The organism is Xylophilus sp. PBN-3R (assembly GCF_057747805.1).
In genome coordinates this window covers 134,578-155,835 of record NZ_JBYLEE010000002.1, presented here as the reverse complement: position 1 = coordinate 155,835, position 21,258 = coordinate 134,578, and the positions used below count along the sequence as shown (strand labels likewise).

Below are 21,258 nucleotides of genomic sequence, written 5' to 3'. Positions count from 1 at the left end.
GCTCGTTCCTCACCCATACCGAACCCTCATTCCCATGGCCAATTTCACCCCCGCCTACTACGACGCCCTCATCCGCCGCTACTTTGATGCCTGCAACGCGGCCGACTACGACGCGTTGATGGATTGCTTCACGCCCGACGCCATCCACTACTTTCCCTCCGGCCTGCCCGAAGTGCCGTGGAAAAGCGCAGACATCATTTCGCGCAGGTGGATCTGGTGCGTGGAGACGCTGGGTTCGCAGTGGACCATCGAGCGCATCCTCATCAGCCACGACAAGCCCGAGGCAATGATCGAGTGGACCCATTGGAAGAACAAGTCCGGCACCGCCCTGCGCGGGGCCGAGTGGTACATCTTCGAGGGCGGCAAGATCCAGGAGATCCGCGCCTACTACGCCTCGCCGGCCGACAAGGGCACGCCCATTAACGAGCTGGTGGATTTCGATTACGCAGGCCGTGGCTACCACCTCAAAAGCGTGGGCCTCGCGAAGGAGACCGCATGATCCGCCACATCGTGCTGTTCCGCCGCAAGCCCGGCGTGGAGAAGAACGAAGTCCTGGAGAAATCCCTGGCCGAGCGCATGAGCGCACTGGGTGCCGACATCCTGGTGATCCGCGAATGGCGTGTGGGTGCCAACGAGTTCACCCGCCCGATCAGCTGGGACTATGTGCTGGAATCCGAGGTCGACGATGCCCAGGCGCTCAACGACTACCTGTTCCATCCGCTGCATCAGGCTCTAATTGCCGACCTCAAGCCCTATTTCGAATGGGCGGCGGTGGACTACACCGTCTGAGTCCTCGGCCGCGTGGCGGTCGCACAAACAAAAAGGGCCTTCCGCGGAAGGTCCTTTTGCTTGTTGCCGCAGTTGTCAGTCCAGCCGCAGGTCGACCGCGTCTGCGATCTGCTTGAACTTGCGCAGCTCCGCCGTGACGAAGGTGCGCGTCTGCTCCGGCGACTGGATGAAGACCGGATTGCCCATGTCCTCCATGCGCTTCTTCACTGCCGGATCGGCGGCCGCCTTGGCGACTTCCTTGCTCAGCCGTTCGACGATCGCTGGGGGCGTGCCGGCCGGTGCGGTCAGGATCCACCAGCCGGTGACGACGTAGTCGGGCACGCCCGATTCCTGCATGGTCGGGATGTCCTTGCTGTAAGGCGCGCGCTTGGCGCCCGTCGTGGCCAGGATGCGCAGCTTGCCGCTGGCGACGTTGGCCAGGGCGGCGCTGGTGTTGTCGATGGCGAAATCCACCTGGCCGCCCATCAGGTCCGTCATCGCCGCGGGGCTGGCCTTGTAGGGCACGTGGAGGAATTCATTGCCGGTCTTCACGCCCAGTAGCGCGGGCGCGAGGTGGCTGGTGCTGCCATTGCCGTTGGATGCATAGCGCAGAGGCTTGTCCTTGCTGTTGCCCTTGAGCAGGTCCTGCACGGACTTGAAGGGCGAGCTGGACGGCACCGACAGGGCGTACTCACTGAGCGCGACGGTGGAAATGAAGGAGAAGTCCTTCATCACGTCGTAGCGAAGCTTGGTGTAGACGGCGGGGTTGATGGCGTGCGTGGAACTGGTGCCCAGCAGCAATGTGTAGCCGTCCGGCGCGGCGCGGGCCACTTCGGCCGTACCCAGGCTCCCGCCCGCACCGGCCTTGTTGTCTACCACGAAGGCCTGCCCCATGCTGTGGCCCATGCGCTCAGCAAGCGTGCGCGCTACGATGTCGCTGCCTCCGCCTGCGAGATAGGGCACGACCAGCCGGATGGGCCGATTGGGATAGTCGCTCTGGGCTGAGGCTTGGAACGAAACAGCGCCCAGGCACAGGGCGAGCGTTGCAGCGGCTCGTGGGTTGAGGGTGTAAGGCATTTTCTTGTCTCCGCGGAACGAATGGTCAGACAGGCGATGCCGGGCATCGCACGCCAGCCAATCTTCTTGCATGGGCGGCACCGGGTATGCGACGAGCAGTCGGCCATTTCGGGTACTGATCCAATATGTGGAACTCTATGAGTCAAACGTCCGATGTTTGTTTGGCTGCTGGGATCTCAGTTCCGACCAGGCCCCCTGGCGGTTTGTTCCACCATTTGGAGATTGGTCGCTGGCATCTTCCATAGACTCCCGCTTTTTGCTTTGGCTCTTGCCAGACAACTGAACGAAGGGATCAGCAGTAATGACCGCCATCACTGGAGAAATGCTCATCGGCCTCGCCGCCGTCCGTGGCACGCAAGGCACGCAACGCGCCTTCGACCCCGCCCGCAATGCCGAGATCGACCAGCCGGTCTTCGGCCTGGGTGGTTCGGAAGAAGTCGAGCGCGCTGCCGCGCTGGCGCAGGCCGCCTTTGACCCCTATCGTGCGCTGCCCCTGGAACAGCGCGCCGCCTTCCTCGAAGCCATCGCACAGAACATCCTCGACCTGGGCGACGCCCTGATCGAACGCGCATCGGCCGAGTCCGGCCTGCCCGTGGCCCGCCTGCAGGGCGAGCGCGGCCGCACCGTCGGCCAGTTGCGCATGTTCGCCAAGGTGGTGCGCGACGGCCACTTCCTGCGCGCCACCATCGACCCGGCCCAGCCCGAGCGCACGCCGCTGCCGCGCGCCGACCTGCGCCTGGCCAAGATCCCGCTCGGCCCGGTCGCCGTCTTCGGCGCCAGCAACTTCCCGCTGGCCTTCTCGGTGGCCGGTGGCGACACGGCTTCGGCCCTGGCGGCCGGCGCGCCGGTCATCGTCAAGGCCCACAGCGCCCACCTGGGCACCTCCGAACTGGTCGGCCGTGCCGTACAGCAGGCCGCGAAAGAAACCGGCATGCCCGAGGGCGTCTTCTCGATGCTGATCGGCGCCGGCCGCAAGCTGGGCGAGGCGCTGGTGTCCCATCCCGCCATCAAGGCGGTCGGCTTCACCGGCTCGCGCCAGGGCGGCCTGGCGCTGGTACGTATCGCCAACGCCCGCCACGAGCCCATCCCAGTCTATGCCGAGATGAGCAGCATCAACCCGATCTACCTATTTCCGGCTGCTTTGAAAAATCGCGCTGAGGCCATCGGCAAGGGCTTTGCCGATTCTCTGACCATGGGTGTCGGCCAGTTCTGCACCAACCCCGGCCTAGTGCTGGCGGTGGACGGCCTGGACCTGCAGCGCTTCATCGCCTCGGCCAGCGCCGCGCTCACCGAGAAGGCCGCGCAGGTCATGCTGACCGCCGGCATCCACGAGGCCTACAGCAGCGGCACCGCCGCGGTGGACAAGGTCTCGGGCGTGGAAAAGGTTGCTCAGGGCAAGGACGCCGGCGAGCTGAACAACGCAGCCCGAGCGGTACTTTACGTGACCGATGCCGCGCACCTGCTGGCCGCCCCCGAACTGGAAGTCGAGATATTCGGCCCGGCCTCCATCGTGGTGCGTGCCAAAAGCTTCGAGGAACTGCAAAAGCTCACCGAACGCCTGGAAGGTCAGCTCACCGCCACCCTTCAGATCGACGAGGCCGACCACGCCGAGGCCGCTCGCCTGATGCCCGCGCTGGAATGCAAAGTCGGCCGCATCCTGACTAACGGCTTCCCCACGGGCGTGGAAGTCTGCCAGGCCATGGTGCACGGCGGCCCCTTCCCCTCGACCTCCAATGCCATGTTCACCTCGGTGGGCGCCACGGCAATCGATCGTTTCCTGCGGCCGGTGTGCTATCAGGACCTACCAGACTTGCTACTGCCGGCTGTGTTGCAACGAACCAATCCCTTGAGAATCTGGAGATTGGTGGATGGAGTGCCTGCGCAGCCATAAGGCGATAAAAACAGCGAGCAAGACGTTCAGAAAAGCGGCAGCGGTGGGCAAGACTTGGGCTTCAGATTTCCATACTGTTGCGGTTCTCGACTGTAATGAAGTCCTCTCCATTGGTTCCTTCAACGCCGCCGACCTCATACTGGCTGTAGCGGTCCCTGACACCCGCTGCCGCTGCTGCGAAAGCAAATTTTATAAGTGCAGAGGGACGGTGCGCTGGGCTTAGTCGTTTGGATTTCCGAGGCTATTAATTCCTTTCACGTAATTGCCCCCGACACGATTGCGTCCAGCGCTTGTTGCATTGGTTATTGAGCAGCTACGCCAACGTCTTCGGCCTCGACGCGCTATGCGATGCCGCCCGAAGCTTCCAAAAAGGCCGATTACCCTGGTGATGCGTTTTACGCTGGCCGGCGGCACCCGCACGGGCCCATGTCATTACCCCCAAAGCGGCGGCTGAGGGCCAGAGCGTATTAGACAACCGGGCTGGAAGACTCAAAAAAACTGCCCGTGTTCGCTATGCTTCGCGCCCAATGCGCTATGAACTAACAGACCTCTGGCTTTTTCTGGAAATCGCCCAGGCGAAAAATCTTTCGGTTGGGGCGGCGGCGGTTCACATCACCGCATCGTCGGCCAGCTATCGGCTGAAGAACCCTGAACACGCGCTCGGAACGGCCATGTTCGTCCGCAATCCGAGAGGCATGGAACTCACCCCGGCGGGCGAAGCCATGCTGAGCCGGGCGTCCGATTTCGGTATTCACTGTAAGAGCCGGCTAATTGCGTAAGTCAATCCAGCATTCGCCCTCACCCAGAAGGTCGAACCGGTCGCAGTTGGGGCCGGTGCCGATGCGGTCGACCACCGCGAAGGTCTGCTGCTGGCTGACCGCGATCAGAACGTGGTGCCACACGCCGCGGGCATAGTTGACGCCTTGGCGGCCGTTGGTGACGAAGGCCCGCAGCGTGGCCAGGCTGGGGTCCGCGCCAGCCGGTGCGACGACGATCAGGAAAGGCCGGTCGTCCAGCGGAATGAAGGCCTGGCTCGACAGCGGATGGCGCTCCACATAGACCAGGTTCAGCGGCATGGCGTAGGGCTGGGCCACGAACAGGCTGATGCCGGGCTGGCCGCCCGCTTCGCCGGTGTCGACATGGGCCAGATCATGGAAACGCTGAACCTTGCCGGCATTGATCGGGAAGTGCGCCCGGCCCTCGGTCTGGATCACGTCGCCGAAAGGGGCGAAGGCTTCGGCCGTCAGGGGCAGGACGGCGAGCAGCGGCAGGTCGGTCGAGGTGAGGCTGGGCATGTTGGTGGAAGGCCGATTCGGATTGGTATTACTGGTCAGACCAATTATCATAGGTGCGCAGCGCGCGACAAGTCAACCGTTTTGGTGCAAAATTGATCCTACAGGTCAGACCAGTTTCGGTGCATGGCCAAGGAAATTCCGATGACCGCCAGAGCTCGTCTCCAAGCCAAACACACCGCCGTGGCGCCTTTGCCGGCGGTCCCCGCGGAAGCCGCCAAGGTGCCCGCTTTTGGTGCGGCACCCCATCGCGCCGTTGCCACGCGCATGCCGGTTACCCAGCATCTGCTGAGCAAGTTGCAGGCGCTGATCGTCAGCGGCGAATGGGCGCCCGGTTCGCGCCTCGCGGCCCAGCGTGAATTGTCCGAGCAGTTCGGTGTCAGCCGCGCCACGCTGCGCGAGGCGGTGTCGTCGCTGGAGGCATTTGGACTGATCAGCGTCGAGCCGGGCCGGGGTGTTTTCGTGAAAAGCGCCGAAGACATCGCGGCCGCCACTTCGCCCCAGCCGACGGCTGCGGCCATCGAGCATTCGGACGAAGCCATCTATGAGGCGCGTTTCCTGATGGAAGGGTGGGCGGCAGCGCTGGCCGCGCTGTCCATCACGGACGAACAGCTGGATCAACTCGGCGCGGTGGTCGACGGCATGCAACAGGCACTGGCCGACCAGGACCATGCAGCGCTCGACCGGCTGGATTTCGAGTTCCACCGCCGCATCGTCGACGCCTGCCCCAACACCGTGGTGCGGGCGCTGCTGGCACCGGTTTTTTCCGAGCGCGACATGAGCAACGCGCCCATCGCCGACGCGTCTTTCATCAGCACCCGGGTGAAGGAGCACCGTGACATCGTCAAGGCGATCACTTCCCGCGACCCGGTGACGGCGCAGAACGCCATGCGCCTGCATGTGCAGCGGAGTGCCAAGCGGGCGCATGTGAAACTGGCCGAGGGCTTCGAGCGCCTGCTGCCCTGAAAACGCTGGCGTCAGGCGAAGGCGATGTCCCGGTTCACATCCTTGTAGAGCAGGTAGGAAGCGGTCTGCCAGCCGGTGGCATAGAAGAACTGCGGGCAATAGGGACCCATCCAGATGAAGTCCCCGGCCCAGCACTCGTGCCAGTCGTTTTCCAGCAGGTACATGCCCTGGCCCTCCAGCATGTAGAGGCCGTGTTCCATCACATGGGTCTCGACCATCGGGAAGTAGTTGCCCGGCTCGAAGGCCAGGATGTTCACCGCGAAGTCGAAGGCCAGGTTGCTGTCTGGCAGCAGGTGCTGCCAGGTGCGGCCCTGGGTGTGTTTATTGACCTTTTCGACCTGGTCGGCATGGCCCACGAATGCGGCGGGCGGCGCAATGCCCTCGACCGCTTCGTAAGGCTTCTGGATCCACATCACGTCGGCCGTCTGGCCGGCTGCGCTGCGCAGGCGCAGCGAGGTGCCGGCCGGCGCATAGGCAAAGGCGCCCGGTGTCAGCGCGTGGGTTTCCCCCGCCATTTCCAGCAACGCCTGGCCTTCGATCACATAGAAGAAATGCTGCACCCGGTCCAGGCGCGGTGCCTGCATGCCGCCGTCTTCCGACATCTGCAGCAGGATCTGCGCGAACTTCGAGCCGCGATGGGGCGAGGTCAGCACGCAGATCTTGGTGCGCTCGAAATTCGGCATGCGGCTTTCCAGCACGCCCTCTGGCGGCATCACCGCATAGAGGGCGCCGTTGCCGGCGCGGCTGTGGGCGAATACGCCGGGGGGCTGGATCATTTTCTTGGCCATGGCTCGTGTCCTTGTGGATGCAGGAGAGAAAGAGAGATAGATCGGGTGTGATCGCGTCAGGCCCTGGTCGGTCTGCCGCGCAGGCGCAGGCGGGTGACGCCGCCGTCCGGGAAGATGTTCAGCCGCACATGGGTCACCGGGCCGAGTGCCGCGACGCCTTCGGTCACGACGATGCGGCTGCCTCCCTGCAGGGCGGTCTCAGCCAGCAGTTGCGGCCAATACATCGACTGGTTGACCACCAGGGCGTCGGCCATCGGCTGGGCGATGTGCACGGCCTGCAGCGAAAAGCGGTCGGGCTGGTTGGCCAGGTAGTAGTGCGTGTCGATGTCGACCTCTTCGATGACACCCGGCACCGCCAGCGCGATGACCGCCCAGTCGTTGCCCGGCTCGCGGCGACGGCGGGTTTCCCAGCCCTTGCCCCAGTCGACGCTGGGGCCGGGCGCGATCAGCGCCGAGACGGAACCGAAGTGCCGGTCGTTGCAGCCGACCATGCGGCCACCGTTTTCCAGCGCCGCCAGGTCGGGCAGGGTTTCGTTCTGCAAGCCCGGTGCGCGAGTCGGGTCCACCGCGCCGTAAACCCGCAGGCGCGCCATGCCGCCGTCCGGGTGCAGGTTCAGGCGCACATGCGTGTAGACGCCAAGGTCCTGCACCGTGACCAGGCGCTGGGCGTCGCCGGCCAGCGGGGTGAAGCCGACCAGATTCGTCCAGGCCGTCGAGGCGTCGGGATCGCCCTGCACGCAGCAGCCCGCCAGTTCGACGCCGACCGGGAAGTTGCCGGTGAAATAACTGGTGTCGAACACCACGCCGGTGATGCGACCAGCCCGGCCCAGCCTGATCACGCAGCACTCATGCCCCTGGCGGCGGCGGCGTGTGGTTTCCCAGCCGTCCACGTAACGCATGCCTTCCTCGTCGTGGAAGTAGTAGTTGGCACCTTTCGCTTCCAGCAGGCGCTGGGCCGGTGCGTAGAACTCGTCGGACACCGCCACCGTGACGGCCCCCAGGCGTTCGTCGGCCAGGTTGGTCCAGTGCTCGGCGAAAGCCGCCACTTCGTCGCTCATCTCCGAAGTCTTGCGGATGTAGATCCTGTCGTTGCTGCCACCGGCCATGTGGGTTCTCCTGTGATGGGTTGGATGAATGAATGTTCAGTCGGTTTCACAAGCCGTGCCAGCCAGCACCATCGGCGTGGCGCGTAGCAAGGCCTGTGTGTAGGGGTGGACCGGCTGTTGCAGCACCTGCCGCGCATCGCCGCTTTCGACTACCTCGCCGCCCTGCATCACCGCCACCCGGTCGGCCATGTGGCCGACCACACCCAGGTCGTGCGAGATGAGCAGCAGGCCCATCCCGAAACTATCGCGGAGGCCCAGCAGCAGGTTGAGGATCTGCGCCTGCACCGACACATCCAGCGCCGAGGTCGGCTCGTCGCAGACGATCAGCCGGGGCGATGTGACCAGTGCCCGCGCAATCGCCACCCGCTGCCGCTGTCCGCCCGACAACTGGGCCGGCCTGGCGCCGTGCAGCCGGGCCGGCAGGCCGACGGCGGTGAGCATTTCAGCCACCCGGTCGTCCCGGTCGCGGGCATCGCCATCGCCCAGCAGGTCGAGCGGGCGGCGCACGATGGCACGCACGCTGCGGCCGGGGTTGAGCGATGCGTAAGGGTCCTGGAAAACCAGCTGCACCGCCCGTGCGCGTGCCTGCGGCTGCATGGCGGCTGCAGCGTGGCCGTCCAGCAGGATCTCGCCGGCATCGGGTGTCTCGAGGCCGAGCAGCATGCGCGCCAGGGTCGATTTGCCGCAGCCCGATTCGCCGACGACCGCCAGGATTTCGCCGTAGCGCACCTGCAGCGAAACGCCGCGCACTGCGGCCACTTGTTGCGCCGGCCGGAACAGGCCGCCACTGCTGCGGTAGGTCTTGACCAGGCCGCGCGCTTCCAGCATCACCGCACCGGTTTTTTCCGTTTGCCGGGTGAAGTGGGCCGGGCCGGGTTCTGCCACCACTTTGGCGGGCAGCGCATCCAGCACGCAGCGGCTGATGCGGTCTGCTGCAACCACGCGCAGCGGTATGCGCTGCGTCTCACAAGCCGGCTGGCGCTGGCTGCAGCGGTCGGCGAAAACGCAGGCCGAAGGCTCGGCAAGGAACGAACCCACCACACCGGGAATGGTGCTCAAGGGCTGGCCCGCCCGGGCCTTCGCCGCACCGGGCAGGGCGTCCAGCAGGCCGCGGGTGTAGGGGTGGCGCGGCTGGGTGAACAGCGCCGCGGAAGAGGCCGTCTCGACCATCTCGCCGGCATACATCACCGCCACCCGGTCGGCCACCTGCGATACCGCGGCCAGGTTGTGCGAGATGAGCAGCAGGCCCATGCCGGTCTCCTTTTGCAGGCCGCCCAGCAGGTCGAGGATCTGCGCCTGGACTGTCACGTCCAGCGCGGTGGTCGGTTCGTCGGCGATCAGCAGTTCGGGTTTGTTCATCAAGGCGATGGCGATGACCACCCGCTGCCGTTGCCCGCCGGAGAGCTGGTGCGGATAGGCGCCCATGCGTTTTTCGGCGTCGGCGATGCCCACCCTTTCCAGCAGCCCGATGGCACGACGGCGGGCCTCGACCGGGGTGGCGGTGCCGTGCAGCAGCATGGTCTCGGTGAGCTGGCGGCCGACGGTGTAGACCGGGTTCAGCGCGGTCATCGGTTCCTGGAAGACAAAACCCACACGCCGCCCGCGCAATTGCCGCCAGCCGGCCTGCCCGATGGGGCCGCGCAGATCCTGGCCGGCCAGCATCAGCCTGTCGGCGCGCAGGGTGGCGGCACGCGGCAGCAGGTTGACGATGGCCAGCGCGGTGAGCGATTTGCCCGAGCCTGACTCGCCGACCAGGCCCAGGCATTCGCCCTTGTCCACATGCAGGTCCAGGTCACGCACGGCACTCAGCTGGCCGTGGTCCAGCCGCAGGTCAATGCCCAGGCCCTTGATGTCCAGTAGCGGCATGGCCTCAGTTCCTCGTCTGCGGCTGGGCCGCGTCGCGCAGGCCGTCGCCCAGCATGTTGACCCCCACCACCAGCATGAACAGCGCGGCACCGGGCAACGCCACCAGCCAGGGCCTGATGAACATGCTGGCCTTGCCCTCGGCGATCATCAGCCCCCACGAAGGCGTCGGCGACGGCACGCCCACCCCCAGGAAAGACAGCGAGGCCTCGGCCAATATGCTCACCGCCACCTCGAAGGTGAACACCACCAGGATGGCGCCGAGCAGATTGGGCAGCACGTCCCAGCGCATGATCTGGCCGGCCGATGCACCGGCCACGCGGGCCGCCCGCACGAAGTCCAGCTCTCGGATGCGCTGGGTTGAAGTCCGTGTCACCACCAGGTACAGCGACCAGTGCATCACCCCGATCACCGCGATGACCGTCGTCACCGAAGGCTTCAAAAAATAGATCAGCGTCATGGACAGCAGCAGGCTGGGCAGCGCCAGCTTGCAGGTCAGCAGAAACATCACCACCCGGTCGGTCCAGCCGCCCAGGTAACCCGCGCAAACGCCCAGCGTCACGCCGATGACCGCGCCCAGGCTTGCCGAGCCGAAGCCGATCGACAGCGAGATGCGGCTGCCGTGCAGCAACCGGGCCAGCACGTCGCGACCCAGGTGGTCGGTGCCCAGCGGATGCGCCAGCAGGCCGCGCGGCACCCAGGCGGGCGGCAGCAGGCGCTGCGACAGGCTCTGGCTGAACGGATCGACCGGCCACAGCCACGGCCCTGCCAACGCGCACAGCAGCCAGAAACCCAGCAGCGCTGCGCCGATCTGCACCGACCGGCTGCGCCGCGCGCGACGCCAGAAACCGCTGCTGCCTGCGAGATGGGACGAGGTGCTCATGACAGGCGGATCCTCGGGTCGAGCCAGGCGTTGACCAGGTCGGCCAGCAGCGTCATGAAGACGAACACCAGCGCCATCAGCAGCACGATCATCTGCAAGGTCGGGATGTCGCCCGACAGCACCGAATTGAGCGCCAGCCGGCCGATGCCGTTCATGGCGAAAACCACCTCGGTCACCACCGACCCGCCGAGCTTGTTGCCCAGCTCGATCATCAGCACGCTCACCACCGGCAGCAGCGCGTTGCGCAGCGCATGGCGGCGCATCAGGGCCCAGCCCCCGAAACCCTTGGCGCGGGCGGTGCGGATGTAATCCGAGCCCAGCACTTCCATCATTCCGGAACGGGTCAGCCGCATCACGTTGGGCACCGATCCCTTGCCCAGCACCAGCGAGGGCAGCACGAAGGACGACCAGCCCGCGTCACCCGAAACCGGCAGCCAGCCCAGCTGCACCGCGAACACGAGGATCAGCAGCAGGCCGATCCAGAAACCTGGCGATGCCTGCAATGCTGCGGCCGTGGCCTGCGCCAGCCGGTCGACCTGGCTGCCCGGCCGCAGCGCCGCGCCGACGCCCAGCGGCAGCGCGATGACGAGAGTGACCAGCATCGAGAACCCCGCGAGCTTGAGCGTGACCGGCGCGTGTTCTGCGATCAGCTCGAGCACCGGCTGGCGGGTGGTGTAGCTGGTGCCCAACCTGCCGACCGACAGGCCTCCCAGCCATTCGGCATAACGCTGCGGCGCGGGCCGGTCCAGCCCCAGTTGCCGGCGCACCTGTTCGACGACCCGCGGATCGTCGGTTTCGCCGGCCAGGGCGGCGGCCGGGTCGACCGCGAAGTTGAGCAGTGCGAAGGTGATGAGCGAGGCCGCGAAGGCCACGCTCAGCGCCAGCAGGCCGCGTTGCAGAATGAAGCGGAGCATGGTTTCAGCGTTTCCACCTGGCCAGGAACAGGCGCTGCATGCCGTCGTCGGCCTGCGGGTAGTCCAGCTCGGGCGACAGCAGGAAGTTCTGCGTGAACTCGTACAGCGGGATCCAGTAGACCTGCTCGTTGATGAGGGTGGTCGCCTGGCGGGCGATCTTCCTGCGCTCGGCCGGCTCGCTGGTGGTCAGCAGGCTGTCGACCAGCTTGTAGAGCTTTGGGTCGTGGTGCCAGTCGCTCGGCGAGCCTTCGCTGAACTGGTTGGGCAGCAGTGCCCCGACGTCGGCGATGCCGACCGAGCCGTTGTTCTCGAAGTAGATGCTGATGCTGTTCTCGGTACGCGCCTTGGCCATGGCCGGCGACTTGACCACCCGCAAGGTGGCCTCCACGCCAACCTGCCGCCACATCTCGACCACGGCTTCCAGCACGTCCTTTTCACGCGAGGCCCACAGCTCGAATTTCAGACCTTTCTCGAAGCCGGCTTCCTTCAGCATTTTCTTCGCGCGTTCGGCGTCGTAGCGGTTGACCGGGATGTCCTGGTCACAGCCGAACTGCACCGGCAGGCAGGGTGTGTAGGCCGGCGCGGCACGGCCCCGTACCAGCTTTCTGGCGATGGCCTCGCGGTCGATGGCCAGGCTCAGCGCCTGCCGCACCTTGACGTTGGTCATCGGCTGGGTCTTGCCCGAGCGGCCGGCGGCATCCAGGATCAGGTAGCCGATGCGCATCGACGGCGACGACAGGAACACGGCCTGCCGGGTACTGGCGATTTCCTCGGCCAGGTCGGTCGGCAGGTTGTAGGCCCAGTGCACGCCGCCCGACATCACCTCGGCGGCCTGCGTGGCGTAGTCGGGGATCACCCGGAACCGCATGCGCGGAATGCTCGGCGTGCCCTTGGGCGACGTCTTGCGGTAACCCGCGTGACGCTCCACCAGCAGCTCGCGCCCCTGCGCGAAAGACACCACCTTGTACGGGCCGGCGCCGACCATTCGCGCGCCCTGCGCCGCCACGTTGATGCCGCCCGGCGACGCCGCGTCGTCGTAGCTGCCGCGCTTGACGATGCGCCCGCCGGTGGCCAGCAGCTGCAGTGCAAGAGGGTTGGGTCCCTTCAGGCGAAAGCGCACCTTGTCGGCTGCCACCTTGTCCACCGCATCGAGCCAGGTCTGGAAACCGTTGGCCTTGGTGGTGGTGTTCTTCGGGTTGAGCAGCACCCTGAAGGTGTAGGCCACGTCGTCTGCGGACAGCGCCGAGCCGTCATGGAAGGTCACGTCGCCGCGCACGGTCACCTCCAGCGTCCTGCCGTCGACCCACTTCGAATCCGCTGCTATCAGCGGCACGGGCTGGCGGGTGGCGGGGTCGATGTAGAACAGCGCATCGTCGATCAGCAGGCTGACGATCTCGTTGTCGCGCGAGGTCGAGTCGAAGTTGTCCAGCGTCAGCAGTTCCCGTGAAAAGGCCGCGACCAGCGTGCCGTCGGCGGGCCTGGCTGCCAGTGCAGCCAGAGGCAAGGCCAGGCCGGCAGCGGTGGCCAGGGCTGCCATGACGGCATTGCGGCGCGAGAGAGGTGCGAGATGCATGGGGGTTCCTGCAATCTTGTGACGTTGGTTGATTGGACTGACTGGTCTGACCAATACTGTCAAAAAAAACCGCCGATGGATGAATTCCAAAGCGGTTGCCGCTTGGCGCCCGGCCTACTGCAAGGGCATTTCCGGCAGCGCCTGGCCGAACCATTTCTGGTACATGCCGTTCAGCTCGCCGTTCTGCTTCTTGGCGGCGATCAACTGGTTGATACGCTCGAGCAGGCGGGGTTCGTTCTTCAGCACGCCGACATAACTCGGTGAAACCTTCATGCGGAACTTCAGCACCGGCGGCACCGGCGGATTGCGCTTGACGGTGGCGGCGATCACCGTGTTGGTCGATGCCGTCAGTTCGATCTGGCCCGACAGCAGCGCCTGCATGGTGGTGGCGGCGTCTTCGAAACGGCGGATGTTGGCGGTGGGCGCCAGCCTGGTGATCTCCAGGTCTTCCAGCGAGCCGCGCGATGCGCCGACCATGCGGCCGGCCAGGTCCTCGGGTTTGCTGACCGGCACCGATGCGGGACCGAACACGCCCGAGAACACGATGGCGTAGGGCATCGAGAAGTCGATGGTCTTTTCGCGATCCGGGCTCTTGCCCAGGCTGGAGATGATCACGTCCACCTTGCCGGTCTGCAGGTAGGGGATCCGGTTGGCGGACGACACCGGCACCAGTTGCAGCGACACGCCCAGGTCCTTGGCCAGCAGGTTGGCCAGGTCGACGTCGTAACCCTGCAGCTGCATGTTGGTGCCCACGGAGCCGAAGGGCGGCGAATCCTGCGGCACCGCGACCCGCAACATGCCCTTGGAACGCACGTCGTCCAGAGTGTCGGCCTGTGCATTCAGTGCGTGCAGGGCGGTCAGCGTCGTGGCGACGACAGCGAGGGTCTTGAAGAAATTCATGGCGTTGGTCCGGGTGGGCAGCGGTGCATCAATGACGTTATTGGTCATACTGGTCTGACCAGTGTATATTGCTTGAGAGCTTATGCAAGTAAAAACCCTCTACCATTATTCGCTGGACCAGCGCCAACCGATACCGCACTGTCTGAGGGAACCGTGCCGAACATCTGCACGTGTGCTGAAGGGCGCACCCACGGCCAAGATCGCCCCCTTGCTAGCCACGCCTTCATGGCCAATCCGGTCGAGGCTTCCATCAACGCCCACCTCATCGAGATGGGAGGCCACCTCATCCTGATCGACACCAGCGCAGGCGCTTTCGTTGGCCCTGGTGCCGGCGGCAAACTGGTCGACAGCCTGCATGCTGCGGACGTGCGCTCAGAGCAGATCGACGAAGTGCTGCTAACCGACATCAACCCCGACCACAGCGGTGGCTTGGTCGACGCCAAGGGCGGCATCGTCTTTCCCAACGCGACGGTTCGCGTTGGCAAGCTCGATATCGTTTCTTCCTCGACCCGGCTAACCAGTACGGCCTCGGCGGCTGCCGCAGCCTCTGCGAGGTCCGAAGATCCGTTTGAGGGTAGATTAACCATGTATGACTCCTTAATCAAAGGTGCCAGTGCCGGGCAGCACGCTTTGATAGCCGATGTAAAATAAGTTAACTGTGGTCAATTCGAGGCTTGCTTTACAAATACTTTTGATACTATTTACTATACATAATCTTTATTGTATCACCTAGCTTTCGGAGTCCATTTCGCCGAGCAGGCGCGGCACACGAGGACGTTGTTGTGGTACCGCCGGTCGGGCCCGCCATTGATCCGCTCGTAGCGCCAGCGCTTGCCTTGCTTCGCATTGCAGACGGCGCACTGACCGGGCCAAAACGCCTTGCCAATGGCCGTAACGAATGCCACCAAGAGTCCGGCCGCGGCAATGGCCCCGAAGCCCCACACGGCCCATGGCGCAGAGTTGTAGAGCATCACACCGCCGACGAGGACGATCAGGAGGTACTGCACCGCTCGGCCCTGTGTAAAACGGGTTCTCTCGACGGGACCCTGGTCGGGTCAGAGGGTCACCGTGTTCGCGGGGAGCCAGCCGGTGTCCTGGTGCTTCATCGCGGCGCCTTCCCAGCCGTTTCGGATGCGGCTGAAAGCGTCGTCCCAGATCCGGTGGCCTCGCGGCTGCTCACCGAAGATCCCCAGGACCAGGCACCCGTACTGCGGAGTGTCAGGGGCCAGGGAGTACACCATGACGAGGTCGCTTACCCGAGAAAAGGAGGGTTCATTGACCCGGGTGGCCCAACTGAGCCGTTCGCGTGCGTCTGTGGGCTCCATGTGGGCATGCCATGCGTGTGCCGGCGCCTCCCAGTTGTTGGAGCGATCTCGGCCGAATATGAGGCTGGTCTGCGTGAAGACGATCCCGTCGGGTCCGACCACCTTCCAGGCCCGGATGTCGTCCGCGAACAAGGCTGAGGTTCGTTCCCAGTCGGCCCCGGCCTCCTGCTTGAACCTGGTCACGACCTGAGGGGCGAGGTGCACCCGCAGGAGAGCCTGCGCTCCTTCGGCAGCGGAGCTCAAGAGTGGGTCAGCTCGAAGTCGGCTTCCAGCTCTGCTGCGTACGCGTCGAAGTCATCGACAGCCCAGACATCGCTGGCGAGAACGCGACGGAGCGCAACCCGGTCTGCGGTTTCCTTGGGGACCTGGGGACGGGGGCCCACTGAGACGGAGGTACGGCTCTGCCCACCCTTCAGCTCAGCAGCGGAGCGACGGGGGTTGCGGGGGGCGGTTTTCGTTGCCATACCAACATTTTGTCCTTATTTGGCAGAACCCGCAATTCGCAGCCCTGCCCTCCCCCTGGCACAGCCTCCAACCTCCTGCAAACCCGTTCTCTGCTCCAGGCTCCATGCGCTACCGAGCCCCCTCGGAGTGGCCAGGAGGCGCAGCCCTGGAGCCCCTTTTGTGGGCACTGCCCTGCCTCACCTCCTGGCCAGCCTAAAAGTTGCGGAATCGCCGCCTTGCCCCTCGATTGACCTTGCAGGGTCCGGGTTCTGGTCATGGGTCCTTTCGTGATGGGCCCGGTGCTTCTGGCTCCCGTGGCTCTCGTGGCTCTCGTGGCTCTCGTGGCGGTCAGGGAACTCGGGGAACTGGGCGAGGTGTCGGGCGCTGGCCGGCTTCTCGCGTCAGGCCGGCATACCAGGCCTTGTAGGGGGTGTTGCCGACCAGGCGCCGGTTGAGGTCCGGCGCGCCGTCGGTCCACCAGACGGGGCCGCGTTCGCCCAGTGCACGTTTGGCCGCATCCACGGCAGCCCGTGCTGTCTTCTCGGCCATCGGGTCGTCGGCCTTGCGGGATGTGGCCACCTGCCGGCGGGCGGCCATCAGCTGGGCCACCCAGAACGCGCGGTCCTCTTCGCTCAAATGCGGGTTGCTGCAGCGCCAGAGCCGGCCCTGCACCACGAAGTAGCGGCCGTCGGGCGTGGTCGGATGGGGTGCTGACACGGGCGGCAAGGTGGACACGGCTGCAGTCTACCGATGCGACCTACGGGGCGGCGTTCCCAGGCCGGGACGACGGCGCAGTTGGGGGGCGGCACGGATCGCTGGCAGATGGAGGAAGGTCGGGAGGTAGAGGGGCGGTGGCCGCGGCAGTGGCCGGGCGTCGCCGACACAGTCGGCCGGGCTGTCGTGCCGTGCATCGAGCCTGAGGTGGCAAGCAGGTCCGAGCCGGCCTGATCCTGGACAGGCGTCGATCATGTCCGACCCGCCGCCTTGATGTTCAGCTTCCGTGCCGCGACTGAATCACCATGGTCGACGCGCTGGCGCGGGCGTAGATCCGCATGTATGCCAATGCGGGCGACCTTGAGCGTCGACTGCGAGACCATGGGCTATTTAGACCTGGTGCCCATCGGCTTCAGCAGGATGGCACCGCACCGCGCAGGTGGTCGAATCTCGACCTCAGTCTGGGCGCATCGATCCGCTGCAGGTGCAAACCTGTTGAGCAGGCGACATGGCAGGAAAGCACGATTCAAGTCTCAGGAGTTCGCATAGATCCGTACCTGGCCGCCACGCGACTTCCTGCGCCAGGAGTTGCTGGATATTGGCCAGGACTTCACATTCGAGACCGTGATGTCGCATGCTCGACTACGATCTCCCTGGGCTTGGCAAGGAACCGCACGTCGGGCTTGCAGTGAGATATCTTTGCATGGCATGCATTCGAGCTCCTCGTAGTGTCCCTCCTTCTCTTGTCACAGACAGGGCCCCCGATGGCTGCGCAGCCCCAGATCCGAAAACTCTCCCGAGCGCACTTCGCCTTCATGCGCTGCCTGGCCCAGGGCCTGGACGAGCGCGACAGCTGGGACCGCTACCTGCGGCTGGAGGGTGAACACACCGACGTGCGCACCGTGCGTCGCACCATCACCTGGATCCGCGACCTGTTCGCAGCCGCTGCCCAGCGCGAGCAGCGGCCGGGTACCGCCCGGCTGGTCCGGATCGACGCCCGGCAGATCGGCACGGCGGCAGCGTTGCCGACGCTCGATGAATTCGCGGAAGCCGAAGGCATGGAGGAATTCTCAGAAGCCGATCAGCCCGAGGCCTATGCCGCGGCTTATCCGGCAGAGGCGGGCGGCGGGGGGAGGGCGGCGCGGCGTGCCCGGCTGATCGACCGGCAACTCAGAGCGCTGCGCTGGCTGGAGCACCTCGTCGCCCAGGCCCCCCAGCCGGCCGACGGTGTGGCCGCCTGGCTGCACCCGGCGCTGGCCGCCCGGCTGGAGCGCGCGGGGGTACCGAACCTTTTCGCGCTGGCCGAACGCATCAACGGCATCGGTGCGCGCTGGTGGCTGAACATCCCCGGGATCGGCCAGAGCAAGGGAGAGCGCATCCTGGAATGGATGCGGGAGAACGAGGCCTCGTTGGGCCTGCGGGTCGGCGAGCATGTGGCGCGCCGACGCAGCGAGCTGACGCCCCAGGCGCTGGCATTCGTGGTGCCGGCGGCGACTGCCGTCGTGCCGTATGAAAAATTCCTAGTGCCCACGGAAATCAACGGCAGCAGGGGCCGCTTCCGCGCGGCCCGGGATCTGTGCCTGCTGGCCGCCGACAACGACCATGCGGCCATCGGCGCCTGGTTGTCGAGCAAGGCCGGCGCCAGCCACGACGGCGAAACCTTGTCCTCGACGCAGCGGGCCTACCGCAAGGAGGCAGAACGGCTGTTGCTGTGGGCGGTGCTGGAGCGGGGCAAGGCCCTGTCTTCCCTGAATGTCGAGGACGTGCAGGCCTTCGTCGCATTCCTGAAATCCCCGCCCGCGCACTGGTGCGGGCCGCGGCACCGCCAATGGTGGTCGGCCATGTGGCGGCCGCTCGGAGGACCGCTCTCGGCGGCCGCTTTGCGCCAGTCGATCACGATCCTGCAGGGGCTCTATGTCTTCCTTACCGGACAGAACTACCTGGTGGGCAATCCGTTCGCGGCGCTGGCCCGGCCGAGGGAAGAGGGCAGGGTGCTGGGCTCGGGGCGGACGCTGAGTTTTGCGCAGTGGGACCTGATCGAACACCGGGTACGGCTGGACCTGGTGTCCGAATCCGCCGCAGTGCGCCGCTGCGCACGGGCCATTGCCTGGCTGTATGCGACCGGCCTGCGCCGGGCCGAGATGACGGCTGCCGTCTGCGGGGACCTGGAACAGGTGGATGTGCGGCGGCCTGACGGACGTTTGACTCCCGGCTGGCTGCTGAGCGTGCGTGGCAAAGGCGGACGGGTTCGGCAGGTGCCGGTGCCGGGTTATCTGGTGGCTGAGCTGTCGGTCGAACTCGGGAGGCGTCTGCAGCCTGTGAATGCGCTGGACGAGCGCAACCGGCAGACCCACGTCCTGGCGGTGTTCGATGAGGAGACCTCGGATCGCACGTCCTGGTCCACCTCGGGGATGTACCAGGCCATCAAACGATTCATGACCAGCTGCGCGGCAGGGCTCGAGCCGAGAGATGCCCAGGCGCTGCGGCGCGCCAGCGTGCACTGGTTGCGGCATTCGCATGGATCACACGCAGTCAACGGGCGGCCGGGGCGGGAAGCAGTGGGTGTGCAGATCGTGCGCAACAACCTGGGGCATGCGTCAATCTCGACGACGTCGGGGTATATGAGCACCGAGCGGGATCAGCGGGTGCAGGCGATGGAAGGGTTCTGGGGCGATGCCGGTGGAAGCGCGAAGCGCTAGATAAAGCGTCCGGGCAACTGCGAAGCCCCCTATCGACCTGGCTGGCGTTCATTGGTGGCCTCGACAGCAGCCGGAGTGACCTTAACTGAGCGCCGACAATCGGGGCCCTCCCAGGCCTCGTTTTCCTGAAAGCTGCTCTATGTGGATGATCGTCGCGTCGCTTCTTTTTGCCGTGATGGGCGTGTGTGTCAAGAAAGGCGCGACCTTCTTCACCAGCGCTGAACTGGTTTTTTGGCGAGGAGTCATCAGCGCTGTGGTGATCGCCGTACTGGCCTGGTCGCAGGGCATCAGCCTGCGCACCAGACACGCCAAGCTGCATGCATCGCGCAGCCTGGTAGGAAGCTTTTCGATGTCCGCCTGGTTCTATGCACTCGCGTACCTGCCGCTGGGCGGAGCCATGACACTCAATTACCTCAGCAGTGTCTGGGTGGCGTTGTTCCAGGTGGGGGCGGGGTTCACGGCCTATGTGACAGGCAACACCAAGGAGGGCGAGAACCGCATGCTGCTGGGCCAGCTGGCCCTCCTTGCGACCGTGGTGGCAGGTTTCGCTGGCGTGGTGATGATCCTCAAGCCAGGCGCCGATCCCAAAGCCATCGCCGCCACGATGTCCGGCGTGCTGTCGGGGTTGTTGGCAGCTTTTGCCTATCTGCAGGTGGTGGCGCTGACCCGTGTCGGTAAGCCGGAAACCCGGGTGGTCTTCTACTACGCCTTGGCCACCGCGCTGGTCGGCGGGCTGTGGATGCTGGTGCACCAGGCTCTTGCACTTGGTTCAGGACCACTTGCCACGGATGTGGCGCTCGACGGTGAACACGCCCGGGTGTAGTCGAGCTTCTCGCTGTCCTCGCCGAAGCGCTTGAGCGCACAGCCACAAGAGCAGACAGTGCTCTCGGGCTCGTGGTTCAGCAGGTATGAGGTAGGGTAGGTGTGGCGGCAGCGGCGCACGACGTGGCTGCTGGCGTTCAGCAGGTCGAGGTGTGAACCGCAGCGACTCCAGTTCGAGCTCGACGGCTGCGATGTCGGCGTCGACCTCTTCATCGAGCAGGCTCTTCTGCTCGGCGTCGAGTTGTTCACTGCGGTCACTGAACTTCCAACGCTTGAGATTGGCAATCTCGTGGGTCAGCTATTCGATACGGGTCGTGCTCCAGAGCAGCTTGCGCTCCTTGGTCTGGAGCTCACTGTCGGAGTACGACAGCCGGGCCATCAACTCATGGGCCAACACCCACAGTTCGGCCTCACCGAGTTGCTGGCGTTGGTCGCTGCTGAGCCTGGGCAACGAGTGTGCCCATCACCGGTCCAGGCGACTACTGGCGCACGCCCAATTGAACAGGCGGGCCGGGTCGTACCGGCTCAGGCAAGGCTGATGCAGCCATGTTCGCCCGGACGCTGCCAGGGCAGGCCGAGTACCAGAGCATCGAGCTGCTCGCAGGTGAGTCCGACCTGTATTCCGAGGGCGTTCGTCATCCAGTTAAAACGACCTTGATGCAGACGGCGGGCACACAGCCAGACGCCGATGCCGTCGTGCACCAGAACCTTCATTTGGGTGGCACGTCGGTTTGCGAAAAGGTAGGCATGGTGAGGCTTGGATGGGTGCAGGAGCACCGTGGGGAGTACCCGTCGCTGTGGCCGGCCATCGAGTCCATCGCACCCAAGATTGGTTCTTTGCCGCAGACGCTGCACGAGTGGGGCAAACGCGTGGAAGCCGGCCAGCCACGCGTTGGTGTCATTGACCGCAGCTTGAAGGATCTAGTTTAGCAACGAGTTCAACATCCTCAAAAGTATCGCAGTTGGCGCTTGGCGCCAGGGTGGCTGCTGACTATGCGGGTATTGCGGGAGGATTCAGAAAGTGCAATTTTCGGTGCATCAGGTGGACGAACTAGAAGCTGAGCTGAATTGCCTGCGTCGGATTATCAATTAGTGCACCTCGAATCGGATTGGATGTTAACCGTAAGGAGTAGTCTAAGCTACCACATGGTCGCCTAGTCGATCGCCGGACGACGGACGAAGCATGAATAGACGCAGCAACGCATCAATTCCGCGGCGCTAGATGAAGGTAGA

Annotated in this window: 19 protein-coding genes and 3 pseudogenes; 8 read left to right on the top strand and 14 right to left on the bottom strand. The window is 65.2% G+C overall.

Going from position 1 to position 21,258, the window contains the following annotated elements; translation table 11 throughout:
* Positions 1-34: 34 nt before the first annotated feature.
* Positions 35-499 (top strand): nuclear transport factor 2 family protein, encoded by a 465-nt coding sequence (locus tag AC3ANW_RS23895; RefSeq protein WP_488345518.1) that lies wholly within the window; start codon positions 35-37, stop codon positions 497-499.
* Complete coding sequence (locus tag AC3ANW_RS23890; RefSeq protein ID WP_488345517.1) at positions 496-789, top strand: Dabb family protein; 294 nt, start codon at positions 496-498, stop codon at positions 787-789. The genes AC3ANW_RS23895 and AC3ANW_RS23890 overlap by 4 nt, the downstream gene beginning before the upstream one ends.
* A gap of 75 nt (positions 790-864) precedes the next feature.
* Here AC3ANW_RS23890 and AC3ANW_RS23885 read toward each other — a convergent pair whose 3' ends face one another.
* A complete protein-coding gene (locus AC3ANW_RS23885) occupies positions 865-1,845 on the bottom strand; it encodes a Bug family tripartite tricarboxylate transporter substrate binding protein (RefSeq protein ID WP_488345516.1) in 981 nt (326 codons plus the stop codon).
* A gap of 301 nt (positions 1,846-2,146) precedes the next feature.
* Between AC3ANW_RS23885 and AC3ANW_RS23880 the strand changes: the two genes are divergently transcribed.
* Positions 2,147-3,736 (top strand): aldehyde dehydrogenase (NADP(+)), encoded by a 1,590-nt coding sequence (locus AC3ANW_RS23880; RefSeq protein ID WP_488345515.1) that lies wholly within the window; start codon positions 2,147-2,149, stop codon positions 3,734-3,736.
* Positions 3,737-4,263: 527 nt separating this feature from the next.
* Positions 4,264-4,464 (top strand): annotated as a pseudogene (locus tag AC3ANW_RS23875) (helix-turn-helix domain-containing protein); the annotation flags it as partial.
* Positions 4,465-4,503: 39 nt separating this feature from the next.
* Here AC3ANW_RS23875 and AC3ANW_RS23870 read toward each other — a convergent pair.
* Positions 4,504-5,031 (bottom strand): ureidoglycolate lyase, encoded by a 528-nt coding sequence (locus AC3ANW_RS23870; protein WP_488345514.1) that lies wholly within the window; start codon positions 5,029-5,031, stop codon positions 4,504-4,506.
* A gap of 141 nt (positions 5,032-5,172) precedes the next feature.
* Here AC3ANW_RS23870 and AC3ANW_RS23865 point away from each other — a divergent pair, with 141 nt between their 5' ends.
* Positions 5,173-5,994, top strand: coding sequence for a FadR/GntR family transcriptional regulator (locus tag AC3ANW_RS23865; RefSeq protein WP_488345513.1), 822 nt, complete (start codon positions 5,173-5,175; stop codon positions 5,992-5,994).
* A gap of 11 nt (positions 5,995-6,005) precedes the next feature.
* Here the strand turns inward: AC3ANW_RS23865 and allE are convergent, their stop codons facing one another.
* The 7 genes from allE to AC3ANW_RS23830 all read right to left on the bottom strand — a co-directional run bounded on the left by allE (position 6,006) and on the right by AC3ANW_RS23830 (position 14,021).
* The gene (gene allE, locus AC3ANW_RS23860; protein ID WP_488345512.1) at positions 6,006-6,782 is read right to left on the bottom strand and encodes a (S)-ureidoglycine aminohydrolase; all 777 of its coding nucleotides are present in this window, start codon (positions 6,780-6,782) and stop codon (positions 6,006-6,008) included.
* Between the two features lie 56 nt (positions 6,783-6,838).
* Entirely contained in the window at positions 6,839-7,888 is a 1,050-nt protein-coding gene (gene alc, locus AC3ANW_RS23855; protein WP_488345511.1) for an allantoicase, read from the bottom strand.
* Between the two features lie 36 nt (positions 7,889-7,924).
* Positions 7,925-9,754 carry a dipeptide ABC transporter ATP-binding protein gene (locus AC3ANW_RS23850; RefSeq protein WP_488345510.1) on the bottom strand — a complete coding sequence of 610 codons (1,830 nt, stop codon included), beginning with the start codon at positions 9,752-9,754 and terminating at the stop codon, positions 7,925-7,927.
* Positions 9,755-9,758: 4 nt separating this feature from the next.
* Positions 9,759-10,634 carry an ABC transporter permease gene (locus AC3ANW_RS23845; protein WP_488345509.1) on the bottom strand — a complete coding sequence of 292 codons (876 nt, stop codon included), beginning with the start codon at positions 10,632-10,634 and terminating at the stop codon, positions 9,759-9,761.
* Positions 10,631-11,548 (bottom strand): ABC transporter permease, encoded by a 918-nt coding sequence (locus AC3ANW_RS23840; protein ID WP_488345508.1) that lies wholly within the window; start codon positions 11,546-11,548, stop codon positions 10,631-10,633. The genes AC3ANW_RS23845 and AC3ANW_RS23840 overlap by 4 nt, the downstream gene beginning before the upstream one ends.
* Before the next feature lie 4 nt (positions 11,549-11,552).
* Complete coding sequence (locus AC3ANW_RS23835) at positions 11,553-13,121, bottom strand: ABC transporter substrate-binding protein (RefSeq protein WP_488345507.1); 1,569 nt, start codon at positions 13,119-13,121, stop codon at positions 11,553-11,555.
* 114 nt (positions 13,122-13,235) lie between these two features.
* Positions 13,236-14,021, bottom strand: coding sequence for a transporter substrate-binding domain-containing protein (locus AC3ANW_RS23830; protein ID WP_488345742.1), 786 nt, complete (start codon positions 14,019-14,021; stop codon positions 13,236-13,238).
* Between the two features lie 225 nt (positions 14,022-14,246).
* Between AC3ANW_RS23830 and AC3ANW_RS23825 the strand changes: the two genes are divergently transcribed.
* Positions 14,247-14,672: a hypothetical protein gene (locus AC3ANW_RS23825; RefSeq protein WP_488345506.1), complete on the top strand. Its 426-nt coding sequence runs from the start codon at positions 14,247-14,249 to the stop codon at positions 14,670-14,672.
* 74 nt (positions 14,673-14,746) lie between these two features.
* Here the strand turns inward: AC3ANW_RS23825 and AC3ANW_RS23820 are convergent, their stop codons facing one another.
* The 3 genes from AC3ANW_RS23820 to AC3ANW_RS23810 all read right to left on the bottom strand — a co-directional run bounded on the left by AC3ANW_RS23820 (position 14,747) and on the right by AC3ANW_RS23810 (position 16,525).
* A complete protein-coding gene (locus AC3ANW_RS23820) occupies positions 14,747-15,028 on the bottom strand; it encodes a hypothetical protein (protein ID WP_488345505.1) in 282 nt (93 codons plus the stop codon).
* Between the two features lie 48 nt (positions 15,029-15,076).
* Positions 15,077-15,589, bottom strand: a complete 513-nt coding sequence (locus AC3ANW_RS23815; RefSeq protein ID WP_488345504.1) for a hypothetical protein — start codon at positions 15,587-15,589, stop codon at positions 15,077-15,079.
* 549 nt (positions 15,590-16,138) lie between these two features.
* Positions 16,139-16,525: a hypothetical protein gene (locus tag AC3ANW_RS23810; RefSeq protein WP_488345503.1), complete on the bottom strand. Its 387-nt coding sequence runs from the start codon at positions 16,523-16,525 to the stop codon at positions 16,139-16,141.
* A gap of 743 nt (positions 16,526-17,268) precedes the next feature.
* Here AC3ANW_RS23810 and AC3ANW_RS23805 point away from each other — a divergent pair.
* Both AC3ANW_RS23805 and AC3ANW_RS23800 read left to right on the top strand, forming a co-directional pair.
* Positions 17,269-19,203, top strand: coding sequence for a site-specific integrase (locus AC3ANW_RS23805; RefSeq protein WP_488345502.1), 1,935 nt, complete (start codon positions 17,269-17,271; stop codon positions 19,201-19,203).
* A gap of 139 nt (positions 19,204-19,342) precedes the next feature.
* A pseudogene (locus tag AC3ANW_RS23800) lies at positions 19,343-19,588 on the top strand (EamA family transporter); the annotation flags it as partial.
* Positions 19,589-19,975: 387 nt separating this feature from the next.
* Here AC3ANW_RS23800 and AC3ANW_RS23795 read toward each other — a convergent pair.
* A pseudogene (locus AC3ANW_RS23795) lies at positions 19,976-20,323 on the bottom strand (transposase domain-containing protein); the annotation flags it as partial.
* A gap of 227 nt (positions 20,324-20,550) precedes the next feature.
* Complete coding sequence (gene tnpB, locus AC3ANW_RS23790) at positions 20,551-20,739, bottom strand: IS66 family insertion sequence element accessory protein TnpB (protein WP_488345501.1); 189 nt, start codon at positions 20,737-20,739, stop codon at positions 20,551-20,553.
* Positions 20,740-21,258: the final 519 nt, after the last annotated feature.

Excerpts from the sequence above, each read along its gene's own strand:
- AC3ANW_RS23895 (WP_488345518.1), top strand. The coding sequence starts at position 35 with ATGGCCAATTTCACCCCCGCCTACTACGACGCCCTCATCCGCCGCTAC.
- alc (WP_488345511.1), bottom strand. The coding sequence starts at position 7,888 with ATGGCCGGTGGCAGCAACGACAGGATCTACATCCGCAAGACTTCGGAG.
- tnpB (WP_488345501.1), bottom strand. The coding sequence starts at position 20,739 with ATGAAGGTTCTGGTGCACGACGGCATCGGCGTCTGGCTGTGTGCCCGC.
- AC3ANW_RS23835 (WP_488345507.1), bottom strand. The coding sequence starts at position 13,121 with ATGCATCTCGCACCTCTCTCGCGCCGCAATGCCGTCATGGCAGCCCTG.
- AC3ANW_RS23850 (WP_488345510.1), bottom strand. The coding sequence starts at position 9,754 with ATGCCGCTACTGGACATCAAGGGCCTGGGCATTGACCTGCGGCTGGAC.
- AC3ANW_RS23805 (WP_488345502.1), top strand. The coding sequence starts at position 17,269 with ATGGCTGCGCAGCCCCAGATCCGAAAACTCTCCCGAGCGCACTTCGCC.
- AC3ANW_RS23890 (WP_488345517.1), top strand. The coding sequence starts at position 496 with ATGATCCGCCACATCGTGCTGTTCCGCCGCAAGCCCGGCGTGGAGAAG.
- AC3ANW_RS23830 (WP_488345742.1), bottom strand. The coding sequence starts at position 14,021 with ATGAATTTCTTCAAGACCCTCGCTGTCGTCGCCACGACGCTGACCGCC.
- AC3ANW_RS23880 (WP_488345515.1), top strand. The coding sequence starts at position 2,147 with ATGACCGCCATCACTGGAGAAATGCTCATCGGCCTCGCCGCCGTCCGT.
- allE (WP_488345512.1), bottom strand. The coding sequence starts at position 6,782 with ATGGCCAAGAAAATGATCCAGCCCCCCGGCGTATTCGCCCACAGCCGC.
- AC3ANW_RS23870 (WP_488345514.1), bottom strand. The coding sequence starts at position 5,031 with ATGCCCAGCCTCACCTCGACCGACCTGCCGCTGCTCGCCGTCCTGCCC.
- AC3ANW_RS23840 (WP_488345508.1), bottom strand. The coding sequence starts at position 11,548 with ATGCTCCGCTTCATTCTGCAACGCGGCCTGCTGGCGCTGAGCGTGGCC.
- AC3ANW_RS23845 (WP_488345509.1), bottom strand. The coding sequence starts at position 10,634 with ATGAGCACCTCGTCCCATCTCGCAGGCAGCAGCGGTTTCTGGCGTCGC.
- AC3ANW_RS23865 (WP_488345513.1), top strand. The coding sequence starts at position 5,173 with ATGACCGCCAGAGCTCGTCTCCAAGCCAAACACACCGCCGTGGCGCCT.
- AC3ANW_RS23825 (WP_488345506.1), top strand. The coding sequence starts at position 14,247 with ATGGCCAATCCGGTCGAGGCTTCCATCAACGCCCACCTCATCGAGATG.
- AC3ANW_RS23885 (WP_488345516.1), bottom strand. The coding sequence starts at position 1,845 with ATGCCTTACACCCTCAACCCACGAGCCGCTGCAACGCTCGCCCTGTGC.